Raw genomic sequence first — 13,769 nt, 5'->3', positions numbered from 1 at the left:
ATAACCAACGGCAGCCCCGATATTGCGGCTAACGGCTCGGCTTGCCGACCGGCTCGCGCCACAGCGTCAACACGCCGTCGCGGCGGCCCGCGAACAACCGCTCGTCCGGCGCCGACGACCCCACCGCCACGCCGCCCTGCCCATGCCAGTCGGTGACCAGGATGTCCACCGACCGGATTTGCTTGTCGGTCAGGCCCGTCGCGCCGCCCGCCAACAGCCAGGCCCGGATCACCCGACGCCGGACCGGGGCGTCCAGCGTCGCCAATGCCTGCACGCGTAGCCCGGTGTCCGCCTTGGCCTCGGGCAGCGCCCGCGCGGCCAGCGTGTCGATCAGCTCGGAGTCCTCGCGCAACGCCGTCGCGGTGCGGGCCAGCGCCTCGGCCACGCCGCCACCGAGCGCGTCTTCCAGCAGCGGCAGCACCTCGGTGCGCAGCCGGGGCCGGGTGAAGCGGTGGTCGGTGTTGTGCGGATCCTGCCAGGGGGTCAGGCTCAGCTCCCGGCACGCGGCGTGCGTCACGGCCCGCCGCACCTCCAGCAACGGCCGGCACCACGGCGGATCGTAGGGACGCATCCCGGCGATCGAGCGCACCCCGGATCCGCGGCCCAGCCCCAGCAACACCGTCTCGGCCTGGTCGTCGAGCGTGTGGCCCAGCAGCACCGGCCCGGCGTGATAGGCGCTCAACGCGGCGTAGCGAGCGGAGCGCGCCGCCGCCTCGGGACCGCCCTGGTTGCCCACCTGCACCCGGACCACTTGAGCCCCAACGCATCCCAACGCGATGGCCTGGGTCCGGGCGGTGTCGGCGACGGCTGCCGAGTTGGGTTGCAGGCCATGGTCGACGACCACCGCCGTGGTGGGCCGCAGCTGGGCCGCCACCGCGGTGAGCGCCAAGGAATCCGGGCCGCCGGACAGCGCCACGCACCACTGTTCGACGGCGGCGAGGTGGGTCTTGATGAACGCCTCGACCGCCGCGCGCAGCTGGCCTACAGCACTCTGTCGATCCACCGCTGGGGTTCTTCGATCTCGATGGGCAGCGGCAGCGTTTCGGGGCCGGTCCAGATGGCGTTGAACCGCGCCATGCCCACCTGGCCGACCACGTGGTCGACGAACGCCTTGCCGCGGGTGTACTGGCTGAGCTTGGCGTCGAGCCCAAGCAGTGCGCGCAACAACCGCTGCAGTGGCGGCTGCTTGCGGTGGCGCCGCTCGTCGAACCGGCGGCGGATGGTGGCCACCGACGGCACGGCCATCGGTCCGACGGCATCCATGACGTGGTCGGCGTGTCCCTCCAGCAGGGTGCCCAGCACCAGCAACTGGTCCAGCGCCTGCCGCTGGGGTTCGGACTGCACCGCACGCACCAGACCGAGAATCCCCGACGAGTTGGCGTCGGGCTCCGACGCCCCGTTGCCCCGGTTGCGCGCGTAATCGGCGAGCCGGCCGATCACCCGACCCAAGTCCTCGCCGGTGTCGCGGGTCAACAGCCCCAGCGCCTGCGACATGTAATCGGGCAGCCACGGGTTGGCGGTGAACTGCACTCGATGAGTGACCTCATGCAGGCACACCCACAGCCGGAAATCGGACGGCTCGATCCGAAGCTGCCGCTCGACGGCGATCACGTTCGGATACACCAGCAGCAGGCAGCCGGTTTTGGCCCCCTGATTGGCGGCGAACGGGTCGTATTGGCCGAGAATCCCCGAGGACACGTAGGCCAGGACGGCGCCCGTCTGCGCACCGGTGACGCGACCGGTGAAAAACCCGCGCGGTTTCTCGGTGCCGTTCATCATCACCCGCATCGACTCGGTGGCCGCGCCAATCCAATCCGGGCGGTCCACGATGCGGGCGGCGGGCACCGTGCCGTTGGTGATCAGTCCGGTGACGTCACGCACCAAGGGTTCGGCTTTGACGGACGCGGTGGCGAGCTCGTCGATCACCTGGCGGCGGGTGTAGTCGCTGGACGGCGGCCCCGGCCGGGCCAGCCGCCGACCGACCGTGGCCGCGAACCGCCAGTCGACGGCGGTGCCCAGCGTCAGGTCCGGCGCCGGCGTCATGAGCACCCGCAGGACCAGAGCCGGGTCGCCAACGCGTCCATCACGTTGCGGCCGTTCGGGCCGGCATCGTTGGAAATGAACGCGAAGGTGAGCACCCGGCCACTGCGGTCGGTGAGTACGCCGGCCAACGCATTGGTGCCGGTCAGCGAGCCCGTTTTGGCCCGCAGCCAGCCCGCGGGGCCCTGCGCCGTGGAGGCGTCGATGAAGCGATCGCCCAGCGTCCCGCTGCCGGCCGCGATCGGGAGCAGATCCAGCAGCGCCCGTAGCGACGGCTGGTCGGGCCCGGCGGCGGCCTGCAGCACACCGTCGAGCGTCTTGGCCGTCAGCCGGTCGTCGACCGAGAGCCCACTGGAATCCAGCAGCGCCACGCCCCCGGTGTCGACGTGGGCGGTGGTCAAGCGGTTGGTCACCGCGTCGGCGGCCCCGGCGAAGCTGCGCGGCCGGTTGATCGCGGCCGCCACCTCGCGGGCAATGCTTTCGGCCAGCACGTTGTCGGAGTGGTCCATCATCTCGGAGAGGCGCTGCACCAGCGGTGCCGATTGCACGACCGCCAACTGCCGCGCTCCCGACGGTGCGGTGGCGATCGTCACCGCGTTGGGGTCCAGTCCCAGCGCCTTCGCCAGCTCCCGGCCGGCATCCAGCGCCGGGGTACGGGACCGCCGCGAGTTGACCGTGCTGGGCTGGATGCGGCCGGCGTCGATCATCACCGACTCGATCGGCGCGATGTCGCCGTTGTCGACGTCAGCGAGGTCCCAGCCCTGCGCCATCGTCGGCCCGCTGAACGCCGAGGTGTCCACCTGCACCGCGGTCGGCGTCACGCCGCTGCGGCGGATCTGTTCGACGAGGTCGCCGATCCGTGCCGACCCCCGATACCAGGTGTCCACGCCCGGCGGTGCCGCCGAAAGTGCAGGATCACCCGCACCCACGAGCACGACGGGCCCCTGGGCGTTTTGGCTGCCGGCCACCACGCGGGTGCTGATCCGGGCCTGACGGTCCAGCGTCAGCAATGCCGCGGCCGCCGTCAGCACCTTGTTGGTCGACGCCGGCACCAGCGGCATGTCGTCCGCCACCTGCCACAGCTCTTTTCCGGTGATGGCGTCGGTGATCCGGCCACCCAACCGGCCCAGGTTGGGGTCGGCCGCCACCGGGGCCAGCATGGCGGCCACGCCGGGTCCGCTGGGTAGCTCGGCGGTGTCGCTCGCCGGGATCATGCCCGGCTTCACCGCCGGTGCGTGCGGGGGCGGGATGGGGGCGTGCGCGCCGTTGGCGCCGTGTCCGGCGGTTGTGAAAAACGTTGCCGCCACCACGACGGCGGCGACAAACGCCAGCACGCCCAACCCGATGAGCACTGGGGTGGATTTTTGCCAGCGAGTACGGGCCATGACTCTCCTGACTGTCTGAACCCATTCTGCCGAATCGGCGCCGATGCGCTCGACTAGGGTGTAGCAGAGCAAATTTGGCCTGCCCAAACAGACGCCTTCCTCACAGATAAGGAGCCGACCCGGTGGAATTCGACGTGACCATCGAGATTCAAAAGGGCCAGCGGAACAAGTACGAGGTCGACCACGAGACTGGACGGCTACGTCTGGACCGCTACCTGTACACCGCGATGGCCTACCCCGCCGACTACGGCTTCATCGAGGACACCCTGGGCGAGGACGGCGACCCGCTGGACGCCATGGTGCTGTTGCCGCAATCGGTGTTTCCCGGCGTGATCGTGGAGGCCCGTCCGGTGGGCATGTTCCGGATGACCGACGAAAAGGGCGGCGACGACAAGGTTTTGTGCGTGCCGGCCGGTGATCACCGCTGGGACCACATCCAGGACATCGGGGATGTTCCGGAGTTCGAGCTGGACGTGATCAAGCACTTCTTCGTGCACTACAAGGACCTGGAGCCGGGCAAGTTCGTCAAGGCCGCGGACTGGGTTGGCCGTGAAGATGCCGAGGCGGAGATCCAGCGTTCGGTCGAGCGATTCAAGGCCCAAGGGCACTAACGCGCATCGGCGCGCATTAGGAGCGCGTTGATGCTTTCGGCGTAACCGCGCCCGCGCCGTCGCGGGATTCTCGGTGGCATCCTGGCGATGTGACCCCGGTGCTGCATTTCGCCGCGAATTTCTGGTGGCTGGTCTTTCCGCTGGGCGGCGCGATCGGCGGCGGGCTGCGGGCCATCGCCGCAGCCAACGAGCGTCGCGCCGAGCGCCGGATGGAGCGGTACCGGTTGAAGCAGCAGACCAAGATCGCGGTGGCCGAGGCGACCGGGCGGGGACGGACCAACGAGGAAAACGACCGCCGAGAACTCACCAAGCTTGTTGCCGCGCACGACCGTACCGACGCCCGATGGTTCGACTATGAAGTCGACATCGCGAAGCTGCTGGACTTCCCGATGATGACCAACATGCGCGACCCCCTCACCATCGCGTTCCACAAGGCGAAGCGGCGTGCCGACCTGCTGCGCCCAGAACCGCCCGACGCCCTGGTGGGCAACCGGGATGCGCTGCTGGACTACCGCGATGCCGTCCACGAGTACCTCAGTGCGTTCGAGATCGCCGAGGCCGAAGCCACCCGCCGGCGGCGCAGCGACTTCTCGGCGGACGACCAGCAGCGGCTGGCGCGCGCCCAGAACCTGCTCCATCTGGCGCGCGACGATGCGGCGACGCGTGAGGAACGCCAGAACGCCTACGCGCGGGCGACCAAAGAGCTCGACGGCCTGATCGTGCTTCCCGCACCCACCCTGGCGGCCATCGAACGGCGCATCGCCGGGCAGATCGAGGCCTAGCGACGTCCCGTCAGGCCTCAGCGCGGGCGTCGCGGCGGTTGCGCAGGATGCTCCAGCCCAGCGCCGCCGCGATGAAGACCACACCCACCGAGGCGGTCACCGCCTCGGGGACCTCGAACCGCGGCTCGATGGAGCCCAGCATGATCACGGCCAGCGCACCGATCGCCCAGTGCGCGCCGTGTTCGAGGTACACGTAGCGGCCCAACGCTTCCTGGCGGACCAGGTAGATGGTGATCGACCGGACGAACATCGAGCCCACCAGTCCCAGACCCAGCGCGATGACGACGGGGTCCGAGGTGATGGCGAACGCGCCGGTGACGCCGTCGAATGAGAAGGCGGCGTCCAGGACTTCCAGGTAGAGGAACAGCGTCAGGCCGGCCCAGCCGGTCGCCGCACCGGCCGTGCCGGTATCGGTGTCTGGCCTAAACGCCCGGCTCAACCCGTTGACCACCAGGTAGGTCACCATGCCCAGCAGCCCGGCGGTCATGACCGTCGCCGCCTCGTCGCCGGAATGCGTCAACCGCGTGCCCACCAGCACCAGCACCAGACCGGTCACCACCAGAGACACCTGCCCCAACCGGCCGATGCGTGCGAACGGGATCTCAATCCACTTGAGCCACTTGATATCCCGGTCATGGAAGACGAAATCCAGGAAAAGCATCAAGAGGAAGATTCCACCGAACGCCGCGATCTGCGGGTGGGCCGCGATGACGAGCTTTTCGTAGCTGGCCGAGCCGTCCGGAAACTCCAGCGCGCCGTGCGGCGGTGGATGCAGCGCCAACTCCATCGCGCGCACCGGGTCGAGTCCCGCGGTCGCCCACACGATGAGCAGCGGGAAGAGCAGCCGCATGCCGAACACGGCGACGAGGATCCCGATCGTCAGGAACATCCGCTGCCAGAAGCGGGTCATCCGTTTCAGGATCGAGGCGTTGATGATGGCGTTGTCGAACGACAACGACACCTCGAGGGCGGCGAGCACCAGCAGCAGATAAAGAGCTTTGAAGCCGCCGTAGGCATATCCGAGGCCGAGGGCCGCCGCGGTGACCAACAGCGAGATCCCGAAGGTGCGCAAAGCGGACATGGATCCTTTCCGACAGCCGCCCACACTAGCGAACCGGATCGTCGCGGCGAGCGATCGCTGCGGGCCGCATAGAATTTTCAAATTGTGGCGATAGATCGGGGCAGTCGGCCGAAAGCGCCGCCGCCCCGATGACCGAGATCAGTGCCTCGCAGGGGCCGGTGGCGCGCGGCAGCATGGCCCGAGTCGGCACCGCCACCGCAGTGACGGCGCTGTGCGGTTACGCGGTGATCTATCTGGCCGCTCGCGACCTGGCGCCGAGCGGCTTTTCGATATTCGGGGTGTTCTGGGGGGCTTTCGGGCTGGTCACCGGCGCGGCCAACGGCCTGCTGCAGGAAACCACCCGGGAAGTCCGCTCGACGCCTTATATCAGCGACCTGGCCGCGCTGCCGGTGCCCGGCGAGCCCCGTACCCATCCGATGCGGGTCGCCATGCTGGTCGGGGTGGCAGCGGCCGTCCTGATCGCGGGCAGCTCGCCGCTGTGGAGCGGGCGGGTGTTCGTCGAGGCGCGGCTGCTGTCGGTGGCACTGCTGTCCGTCGGGTTGGCCGGGTTCTGTGTGCACGCCACCCTGCTGGGCATGCTGGCCGGCACCAACCAGTGGACCCGCTACGGCGCGCTGATGGTGACCGACGCCGTTATCCGGGTGTTGGTGGCCGCGGCCACCGTGGCGCTCGGCTGGCGCCTGGTCGGTTTCTTGTGGGCGACGGTGGCGGGCGCGGTCGCGTGGCTGATCTTGCTGGTGGCCTCCCCGGCGACCAGGGCCACCGCGCGCCTGCTGACCCCGGGCGGCACCGCGACCTTCCTACGGGGCGCGGCGCATTCGATCACCGCGGCCGGCGCCAGCGCCATCCTGGTGATGGGATTTCCGGTGCTGCTGAAGCTGACCAGCGCCGAGCTCGGCGCGCAGGGCGGGGTGATCATCCTGGCCGTCACGCTGACCCGCGCGCCACTGCTGGTGCCGCTGACGGCCATGCAGGGCAACCTGATTGCGCATTTCGTCGACGAGCGCAGCGATCGGGTTCGCGCCCTGCTCGCCCCGGCCGGGATCGTCGGGGCGGTCGGCGCGGTCGGGGTACTGGCCGCGGGCGTGGTGGGCCCGTGGCTGTTGCGAGTTGCCTTCGGGCCGCAGTACCACGCCAGCAGCGCCCTGCTGGCGTGGCTGACCGCGGCCGCGGTGGCGATCGCCATGCTGACGCTGACCGGAGCGGCGGCGGTGGCCGCGGCGCTGCACCGGGCCTATTCGCTGGGCTGGGTGAGCGCCACAGTCGCGTCCGGATTGCTGCTGTTGCTGCCGCTGTCCCTGCAGACCCGAACCGTGGTCGGGTTGCTGTGCGGCCCGGTGGTGGGGATCGGGGTCCATCTGGTGGCGCTGTCGCGCGCCGCGCGCTCTACCGGCTGATCTGGCCTGCACCGGCGTGTACCTTGTGGGCTTAGATGGGTACTGAAACGCATTATTCGGTCGTCTGGGTCGTCATTCCCGCCTTCAACGAAGCAGCTGTCATCGGCGAGGTGGTCGCCGATGTGCGCTCGGTATTCGACCATGTCGTCTGCGTGGACGACGGCAGCTCCGACGACACCGGTGAGATCGCCCGGCGGGCCGGGGCTCACCTGGTGCGGCATCCGATCAACCTCGGCCAGGGTGCGGCCATCCAGACCGGCGTCGAGTACGCCCGCAGGCAGCCGGGGGCCCAGATCTTCGCCACGTTCGACGCCGACGGCCAGCACCGCGTCAAAGACCTGGCGACCATGGTCGATCGGTTGCGCGCCGGTGACGTCGACGTCGTCATCGGCACCCGATTCGGCACGCAGCAGCAGGGTGCGCGGCCGCCGCTGGTGAAACGGATCGTGTTGCAGACCGCCGCGCGGTTGAGCCGGCGCGGCCGCCGGCTTGGCCTGACCGACACCAACAATGGGCTTCGGGTATTCAATAAGAAGGTCGCCGACGGGTTGAACATCACCATGAGCGGCATGAGCCACGCCAACGAATTCATCATGCTGATCGACGAAAACCATTGGCGCGTCGCCGAAGAACCGATCGAAGTGCTCTACACCGAGTACTCCAGGTCGAAGGGACAACCCCTGCTCAACGGTGTCAACATCATTTTCGACGGGTTCCTGCGAGGGAGGATTCCGAGATGAAAAAGGTTGGAAGATGAACTGGATTCAGGTGCTGCTGATCGGATCGATCGTCGCGCTGCTGTTCTATCTGCTGCGCTCGCGCCGCAACGCACGCTCCCGGGCCTGGGTCAAGGTCGGCTACGTGGTGTTCGTGCTGGGCGGCATCTATGCGGTGCTGCGCCCCGATGACACCACGGTGGTGGCGCAGTGGTTCGGGGTGCGTCGCGGCACCGACCTGATGCTCTACGCCCTGATCATGGCGTTCTGCTTCACCACGCTCAGCACGTACATGCGGTTCAAGGACTTGGAGCTGCGCTACGCGCGGCTGGCCCGGGCGGTGGCGATGGAATCCGCCCAGGCACCCGAAACCGGCTAGGCCCTCGACGCCTGGCGGAAGTATTCCACCGTCCGGGCCACCCCATCGGAGAGCTCGACCTTCGGCTTCCACCCCAAAACCGTTGCAGCCAAACCAATGTCGAGGCAGGACCGCTTGAGGTCGCCGAGACGCGGCGGCGCGAACTCCGGGTCGTCGGCCGCCCCGATGGCGGCCGCCACCGCCGAATGCAGTTGGCGGTCCGAGGTTTCGATACCGGTGCCGACGTTGAAGCGCTGCCCGCCGCCGGCGTCCCCGGATGCCTTGACGAAGGCGTCCACGACGTCGTCGACGAAGACGTAGTCGCGGGTGTTGCTGCCGTCGCCGAAAACCTTGGTGGGCTTACCCGATAGCAGCGCCTGGGCGAAGATCGCCACCACGCCGGCTTCACCGTGCGGGTCCTGGCGCGGGCCGTAGACATTGGCCGGGGCGATGTGCGAGCAGTCCAGGCCGTACAGGTGGCGGAAGGTGTTCAGGTAGATCTCGCCCGCCACCTTGCCCGCCGCATACGGCGATGCGGGGTCGGTGGGCACGGTCTCTGCAGTGGGGTACCGCGGTGGGGTGCCGTAGATGGATCCGCCCGAGGAGGTGTGCACGATCTTGCGGACCTGCGCCCGGCGTGCGGCCTCGGCCAGCCGCACCGTGCCGATGACGTTGACCGAGGCGTCGAACTGCGGGTCGGCCACCGAGTGCCGCACGTCGATCTGCGCCGCCAGGTGAAACACCACCTCCGGCCGGTGCTCTTCGAGAATGGCCTCCAGGTCGGCGGTCACGATGTCCGCCTCGACGAAGACGTGTGCCGGGTTGTCGGCCAGATGCTCGAGGTTCCTCGCGCGGCCGGAGGCGAAGTTGTCCAGGCCCACCACCGCATGGCCGTCGGCTAACAGACGGTCGACTAGCGTCGAGCCGATGAATCCGGCTGCTCCGGTAACCAGTGCACGCACCGGCCCACCATACATAGCGGCCGTGGCCGTCGCGCTCATCGCGGTGCAGCTGGCGGTGCGCGCGGTGCTGGCGTTCGGTGGCTACTTCTACTGGGACGACCTGATCCTCATCGGCAAGGCCGGCACCCACAACCTGCTGGCGCCGTCGTACCTGTTCGACGACCACGACGGACATGTCATGCCCGGGGCATTTCTGGTCGCGGGCACCATCATCCGGTTGGCGCCACTGGACTGGACCTGGCCGGCGGTCAGCCTGCTGGTGCTGCAACTGCTGGCGTCGCTCGCGCTGTTGCGCGCGCTGTACGTCATCCTGGGCTGGCGGCCGGTGCTGCTGATCCCGTTGACGTTCGCGTTGTTCACGCCGTTGGCCGTGCCCGGATTCGCGTGGTGGGCCGCGGCGCTGAACTCGCTGCCGATGCTGGCCGCGCTGGCCTGGGTGTGCGGCGACGCCATCTTGTTGGTGCGCACGGGCAAACATCGCTACGCGGTGACCGGGGTGCTGGTCTACTTTGGCGGGCTGCTGTTCTTCGAGAAGGCCGCGGTGATTCCGTTCGTCGCGTTCGCGGTGGCCGCGCTGCTCTGCCACGTGACCGGCGATCGAAGTGTGGGATCGGCACTGGCGACGGTGTGGCGGGCCGGGCTGCGCTTGTGGATCGCCGCCCTGGCACTCACCGCCGCCTGGATTGCGCTGTATCTGGCCGTGGTCAATCAGCAGCGCTGGAGTTCCGACCTGGCGATGACGGGTCAGCTGCTGGTGCGCTCCGTCACCCACGGCATCGTGCCGGGGCTGGCCGGCGGGCCGTGGCACTGGGACCGGTGGGCGCCGGCCTCGCCGTGGGCAACGCCCCCGCCGTCGGTGATGGCGTTGGGCTGGCTGGTGCTGGCCGCGGCGTTGGCGGTGTCGCTGGTTCGCAAGGAGCGCATCGGGCCGGTGTGGTTGACCGCCGTCGGCTATGCCGTGGCCTGTCAGGTGCCGATCTATCTGATGCGCTCGTCCAAGCAGACCGCGCTGGAGCTCGCGCAGACGCTGCGCTACCTGCCGGATCTGGTGGTGGTGCTGGCGCTGCTGGCCGCGGTGGCATTGAGCGCCCCCAACCGGCAGGCGGGACCGCACTGGCTCGACGCTTCGGCGAAACGCACCGCGGTGACCGTGGGGGTGGCCACGCTGTTCGCGGTCAGCAGCCTGTACTCGACGGCGACGTTCCTGACCAGCTGGCGCGACAACCCCGCCCAGCCCTACCTGCAGAACGCCCGGGCTTCGCTGGCCGCCGCCCACGCGGCCTCGGACGCGCCGCTGCTGGATCAGGAGGTCGATCCGTTCGTGCTGCAGCGGGTCGCCGCACCGGAGAATCTGGCCGGCCACCTGTTCGCCCTGCTCCGGGACAGACCCGAATTCGCGCCTGCGACAACGCAATTGCGTATGATCGACAGTTCGGGCCGGCTGATCAACGCGCGGGTGACCTGGGTTCGGACCATCGCGCCCGGGCCGATGCCGCGGTGCGGCTATTTCGCCCAGCCGGACAAACCGGCGCGCCTGCTCCTCGACGGCCCGCTGCTACCCGCCGACTGGACGGTCGAACTGAACTACCTGGCCAACAGCGACGGCTCGATGACGTTGTCGATGACGCAAGGACCCGACGTCAAGGTGCCGGTGCATCCAGGACTCAACCGGGTCTTCGCCCGGCTGCCGGGTGCCGGGGACGCAATCACGGTGCGGGCCAACACCGCCGCGCTGGCGTTATGCATCGCGTCGGGCCCGGTGGGCTTTTTGACCCCGGCCTGAACGCGCCCGCTGACAAGATGGAGCCGCCTGGGGGAATCGAACCCCCGACCTATTCATATATTCGTCCATCCGCGCGCGTCCATAAATGTCCGCAAATGTGTTGTCGCCCAATTTGGTTCGACTTATCACGTGTATAGACGTCCCCGTGAATCTAGGTCCATCCGCGGGCGTTTGTATCAGGAAAGTGATGACCATTCGCCGCGGCCTCCGCCCGTTGACGCCGTTCGGCGGACAAGTTCCGGTCCTTCGGGCTATAAACAACCGTCCCCTTAATCCGGGAAGGACACCCCACGCAATGACCGCTGGTTTCGGCCTCAATGTTCCTGTGCCACGTGATGCGACCCGTGTCGGCGAATGGTTACCTGGCAATGACGGGCGCCTGGTGCAGGTGTTCGACGGCACCAGCCGCACCGCGGCCGGCTGCAGCGTCGACATCGTCGGCCAGCAATGCGCCGACGGGATGGTGGCTCACCGGTGGCTGACGGTGGCGCCGCTCGACGACCTGTCCGAGAGCGCCGGTTTCGATGCGGCGGCCGCGCGGCGGCACGCCCCCAGCCTGCACAACATCGCCGAGATCGAGAGCATCACGGACCCGGAGTTGGCCGCGGAAGGCTTCGTGTTCGCCGATGCGCTCCAGGCCGCCGCCGACGAGCTTGACCTCTGGTCGCGCCCGTGAGCACTGCTAACCTCATTCTGACGTATGACCAAGCGCTCGACGCCATCTACAACGACGGCGTCGAGGACTGGGACCAGCTCACAAAGAATCTGCCACGGAACCACTTGCCGGGCGTCTTGGTCGAAGTGGCCTGGTCCCTTAACCGCGATGACCTTGCCCGCGCCCTGACAGACGCGTGGGTGATGTGCGAGTTCCCCGAAGAAGCCCTCGAACGAGAGCAGTGGGTGGACTGGTTCCGGGAAGTCGGCTACATCGAGAACGGCGAACCGGCTGAACCTCCCGCGCATGTCACCCTCTACCGCGGCGGTGTGGACCCCAATCGAATGGCGTGGACGTCAAACAGATTCGTGGCCGAGTGGTTTCGCGACCGATGGCCCAACGGCAAGCTCTGGACGACCACCGTCCATCCTGACCGTCTCCTTGCGCACTTCAACAAGGTACGGCTGGACGAGTCGGGCCAAAGCGAGGACGAATATGTCATCGATCCCGGCGAGATCGAGGCCAACGAGATCTGAGCAGTCGCGCCGGATGACGATTTCACGGCGGCACCAAACTGAGCGGAACCGGACCGCACAGGTCTACGTCGAAGAAAATTGGGTGCGCCCCTCGACTCTTCACGAGGGGCGCACCTCATCTAATCCTGGGGTGGCTCGTCCAGACGCTCGTTGATGGTGATAGTCGAATCCTTGACTGCGCGGATGCGGAACCGCATGTCCAGGACGTGCGTGATCTGCCGAAGCAGGTGAAAAGGGTCGATGCCGTTGTGGATTTGAATGTCTGCCGCTCTCACATGCGATAGGTCCGATGGGGGGCTTTGACCCCACTCCGACCTCGGCACAGCGATGATATGCACGTTATGCGGACCCGACTCACCGGCCCCGAAGTCGAGCCCGATGATTTGCCACTTCTCAGAGTCGATGCCGGTGAGCGAGTAGACGTTTTCGGTTCCGGTGATTTTCTGATCGAGTTGTGCGGTGCCACTCCAGTCGGGGAAGCCAACCTCAGCGGGGCCCCACTCGTACTCGTCCACTTTCATTGCAATCCTCTGGTCGTAGTCGCCGTGGCGCGGTCTTGCGCCCGGCGGCCAAAGCCTATCGCATGATGGTTGCTGTAGCCAACATCTTGGCGGCAGCTATACGCCATTTTAGCTGCAGTTATGATCCTGCTAGCTGGCTCTTATTTAGTTTGCTGACGGTCGTGGGGGATTAAGATTCCGTTCTTAGAACGGAAGCTTCGACCCACGGCCGTCGCACACGGGCGAGTCCTCGGAGCGACCCGGCTCTCGTTCTCTCAGAGCTGAAGGCAGCCACGACCGCGGGTCGATAGGGTGGGCGCCGTGAACACCACGCGCACCGACCGCCAGGAGATTCGCGACGTCGCCGACGCTCAGGACCCCAAGTGGCAACTCATGGCCGACCCCGATAAGCCGAAGGATTTGTTCAACCGGGGGATGCACCAGGTCGAGGTGTACTACGACGACAGCGACACCGCGACGCTCGCCACGCACAAGCGCGGGCACGCGCCGAATGCCACGGTGCCGGGAGTCGGTAAAGCTGTCGCTGCCGCTATCGGCTGGCTGCAATCGCAGAAGCCCGATCAAGTGTGAACAATTTCAGCGGCGCAGCGCGCTTCATCCGGCGGAGGTATGCCGAAAATCTGCTGGCTGCCGCAGGATTCGTCTGCCGCGACGACGGCACCTGGCGCCCCGCTGTCACACCCTGAGTCAACAGCCGTACCGCTTTTCCGCGGCCTGGCGGCTAATGCCCAACGCGGCGCCGATCATCGCCCACGAGTCGCCTGCATCCCGTGCCGCCGCGACCGCGGCCTCTAGTTCGGCGTGGCCGGCGTTGCTGGTTACGGCGGCACGGATACGCCGCCAATGCGTCGCGTCCCGCGCGTCGGCGGGTTTGATCTCCTCGGAATCCAGCCACTCATTGATCTCGTCGGCGGTCGGATCTACCACGCGAGCAGGATAACG

At 67.7% G+C, this 13,769-nt stretch carries 16 protein-coding genes; 9 read left to right on the top strand and 7 right to left on the bottom strand.

The features are described 5' to 3' along the window. Window positions 1-28: 28 nt before the first annotated feature. The 3 genes from tilS to dacB are packed head-to-tail and all read right to left on the bottom strand — an operon-like array spanning window position 29 to window position 3,425. Window positions 29-1,003 (bottom strand): tRNA lysidine(34) synthetase TilS, encoded by a 975-nt coding sequence (gene tilS / locus A5782_RS12720; RefSeq protein ID WP_067100042.1) that lies wholly within the window; start codon window positions 1,001-1,003, stop codon window positions 29-31. After that, a complete protein-coding gene (locus A5782_RS12715; RefSeq protein ID WP_067100040.1) occupies window positions 982-2,043 on the bottom strand; it encodes a zinc-dependent metalloprotease in 1,062 nt (353 codons plus the stop codon). Before A5782_RS12715 ends, tilS begins: the two co-directional genes overlap by 22 nt. After that, on the bottom strand, window positions 2,040-3,425 hold the full coding sequence (dacB, locus tag A5782_RS12710) for a D-alanyl-D-alanine carboxypeptidase/D-alanyl-D-alanine-endopeptidase (protein ID WP_067100037.1): 1,386 nt from the start codon (window positions 3,423-3,425) through the stop codon (window positions 2,040-2,042). The genes A5782_RS12715 and dacB overlap by 4 nt, the downstream gene beginning before the upstream one ends. 122 nt (window positions 3,426-3,547) lie before the next feature. Between dacB and A5782_RS12705 the strand changes: the two genes are divergently transcribed. Both A5782_RS12705 and A5782_RS12700 read left to right on the top strand, forming a co-directional pair. Next, window positions 3,548-4,036, top strand: a complete 489-nt coding sequence (locus A5782_RS12705) for an inorganic diphosphatase (RefSeq protein ID WP_067100034.1) — start codon at window positions 3,548-3,550, stop codon at window positions 4,034-4,036. A gap of 89 nt (window positions 4,037-4,125) precedes the next feature. After that, the gene (locus A5782_RS12700) at window positions 4,126-4,818 is read left to right on the top strand and encodes a hypothetical protein (RefSeq protein ID WP_067100032.1); all 693 of its coding nucleotides are present in this window, start codon (window positions 4,126-4,128) and stop codon (window positions 4,816-4,818) included. A 10-nt stretch (window positions 4,819-4,828) separates the two neighbouring features. Here the strand turns inward: A5782_RS12700 and A5782_RS12695 are convergent, their stop codons facing one another. Next, window positions 4,829-5,899, bottom strand: a complete 1,071-nt coding sequence (locus A5782_RS12695; RefSeq protein ID WP_067100030.1) for a DUF475 domain-containing protein — start codon at window positions 5,897-5,899, stop codon at window positions 4,829-4,831. A 128-nt stretch (window positions 5,900-6,027) separates the two neighbouring features. Here A5782_RS12695 and A5782_RS12690 point away from each other — a divergent pair, with 128 nt between their 5' ends. The 3 genes from A5782_RS12690 to A5782_RS12680 are packed head-to-tail and all read left to right on the top strand — an operon-like array spanning window position 6,028 to window position 8,391. Continuing rightward, window positions 6,028-7,296: a hypothetical protein gene (locus tag A5782_RS12690; protein WP_067100028.1), complete on the top strand. Its 1,269-nt coding sequence runs from the start codon at window positions 6,028-6,030 to the stop codon at window positions 7,294-7,296. A 35-nt stretch (window positions 7,297-7,331) separates the two neighbouring features. Further along, a complete protein-coding gene (locus A5782_RS12685) occupies window positions 7,332-8,036 on the top strand; it encodes a glycosyltransferase family 2 protein (RefSeq protein ID WP_067100026.1) in 705 nt (234 codons plus the stop codon). A 13-nt stretch (window positions 8,037-8,049) separates the two neighbouring features. Next, on the top strand, window positions 8,050-8,391 hold the full coding sequence (locus A5782_RS12680; RefSeq protein WP_067100024.1) for a DUF2304 domain-containing protein: 342 nt from the start codon (window positions 8,050-8,052) through the stop codon (window positions 8,389-8,391). Here the strand turns inward: A5782_RS12680 and A5782_RS12675 are convergent. Beyond that, window positions 8,388-9,332, bottom strand: coding sequence for an NAD-dependent epimerase/dehydratase family protein (locus A5782_RS12675; protein ID WP_156623914.1), 945 nt, complete (start codon window positions 9,330-9,332; stop codon window positions 8,388-8,390). The genes A5782_RS12680 and A5782_RS12675 overlap by 4 nt on opposite strands. On the opposite strand from A5782_RS12675, the gene A5782_RS12670 reads away from it, so the two are divergent. The 3 genes from A5782_RS12670 (at window position 9,298) to A5782_RS12660 (ending at window position 12,306) form a co-directional block, all read left to right on the top strand. Next, window positions 9,298-11,115: a hypothetical protein gene (locus A5782_RS12670; RefSeq protein WP_197694208.1), complete on the top strand. Its 1,818-nt coding sequence runs from the start codon at window positions 9,298-9,300 to the stop codon at window positions 11,113-11,115. The two genes, A5782_RS12675 and A5782_RS12670, sit on opposite strands and share 35 nt — an antisense overlap. Window positions 11,116-11,410: 295 nt before the next feature. Then, a complete protein-coding gene (locus A5782_RS12665; RefSeq protein WP_067100020.1) occupies window positions 11,411-11,791 on the top strand; it encodes a hypothetical protein in 381 nt (126 codons plus the stop codon). Further along, entirely contained in the window at window positions 11,788-12,306 is a 519-nt protein-coding gene (locus A5782_RS12660) for a hypothetical protein (protein ID WP_067100019.1), read from the top strand. The genes A5782_RS12665 and A5782_RS12660 overlap by 4 nt, the downstream gene beginning before the upstream one ends. Window positions 12,307-12,425: 119 nt before the next feature. Here the strand turns inward: A5782_RS12660 and A5782_RS12655 are convergent, their stop codons facing one another. Then, window positions 12,426-12,821: a hypothetical protein gene (locus A5782_RS12655; RefSeq protein WP_156623913.1), complete on the bottom strand. Its 396-nt coding sequence runs from the start codon at window positions 12,819-12,821 to the stop codon at window positions 12,426-12,428. Between the two features lie 306 nt (window positions 12,822-13,127). Here A5782_RS12655 and A5782_RS12650 point away from each other — a divergent pair, with 306 nt between their 5' ends. Further along, the gene (locus A5782_RS12650; protein WP_156623912.1) at window positions 13,128-13,397 is read left to right on the top strand and encodes a hypothetical protein; all 270 of its coding nucleotides are present in this window, start codon (window positions 13,128-13,130) and stop codon (window positions 13,395-13,397) included. 117 nt (window positions 13,398-13,514) lie between these two features. On the opposite strand, the gene A5782_RS12645 is transcribed toward A5782_RS12650, so the two are convergent. Further along, window positions 13,515-13,754, bottom strand: coding sequence for a hypothetical protein (locus A5782_RS12645; protein WP_067100013.1), 240 nt, complete (start codon window positions 13,752-13,754; stop codon window positions 13,515-13,517). Window positions 13,755-13,769: the final 15 nt, after the last annotated feature.

It is taken from the genome of Mycobacterium sp. 852002-40037_SCH5390672 (assembly GCF_001665875.1).
In the GTDB taxonomy this organism is placed as follows: Bacteria; Actinomycetota; Actinomycetes; order Mycobacteriales; family Mycobacteriaceae; genus Mycobacterium.
The sequence above is the reverse complement of the archived record's forward strand: the minus strand, read 5'-3'. Positions and strand labels throughout refer to the sequence as shown.

Excerpts from the sequence above, each read along its gene's own strand:
- A5782_RS12685 (WP_067100026.1), top strand. The coding sequence starts at position 7,332 with ATGGGTACTGAAACGCATTATTCGGTCGTCTGGGTCGTCATTCCCGCC.
- A5782_RS12665 (WP_067100020.1), top strand. The coding sequence starts at position 11,411 with ATGACCGCTGGTTTCGGCCTCAATGTTCCTGTGCCACGTGATGCGACC.
- dacB (WP_067100037.1), bottom strand. The coding sequence starts at position 3,425 with ATGGCCCGTACTCGCTGGCAAAAATCCACCCCAGTGCTCATCGGGTTG.
- A5782_RS12690 (WP_067100028.1), top strand. The coding sequence starts at position 6,028 with ATGACCGAGATCAGTGCCTCGCAGGGGCCGGTGGCGCGCGGCAGCATG.
- A5782_RS12670 (WP_197694208.1), top strand. The coding sequence starts at position 9,298 with ATGAATCCGGCTGCTCCGGTAACCAGTGCACGCACCGGCCCACCATAC.
- A5782_RS12715 (WP_067100040.1), bottom strand. The coding sequence starts at position 2,043 with ATGACGCCGGCGCCGGACCTGACGCTGGGCACCGCCGTCGACTGGCGG.
- A5782_RS12680 (WP_067100024.1), top strand. The coding sequence starts at position 8,050 with ATGAACTGGATTCAGGTGCTGCTGATCGGATCGATCGTCGCGCTGCTG.
- A5782_RS12695 (WP_067100030.1), bottom strand. The coding sequence starts at position 5,899 with ATGTCCGCTTTGCGCACCTTCGGGATCTCGCTGTTGGTCACCGCGGCG.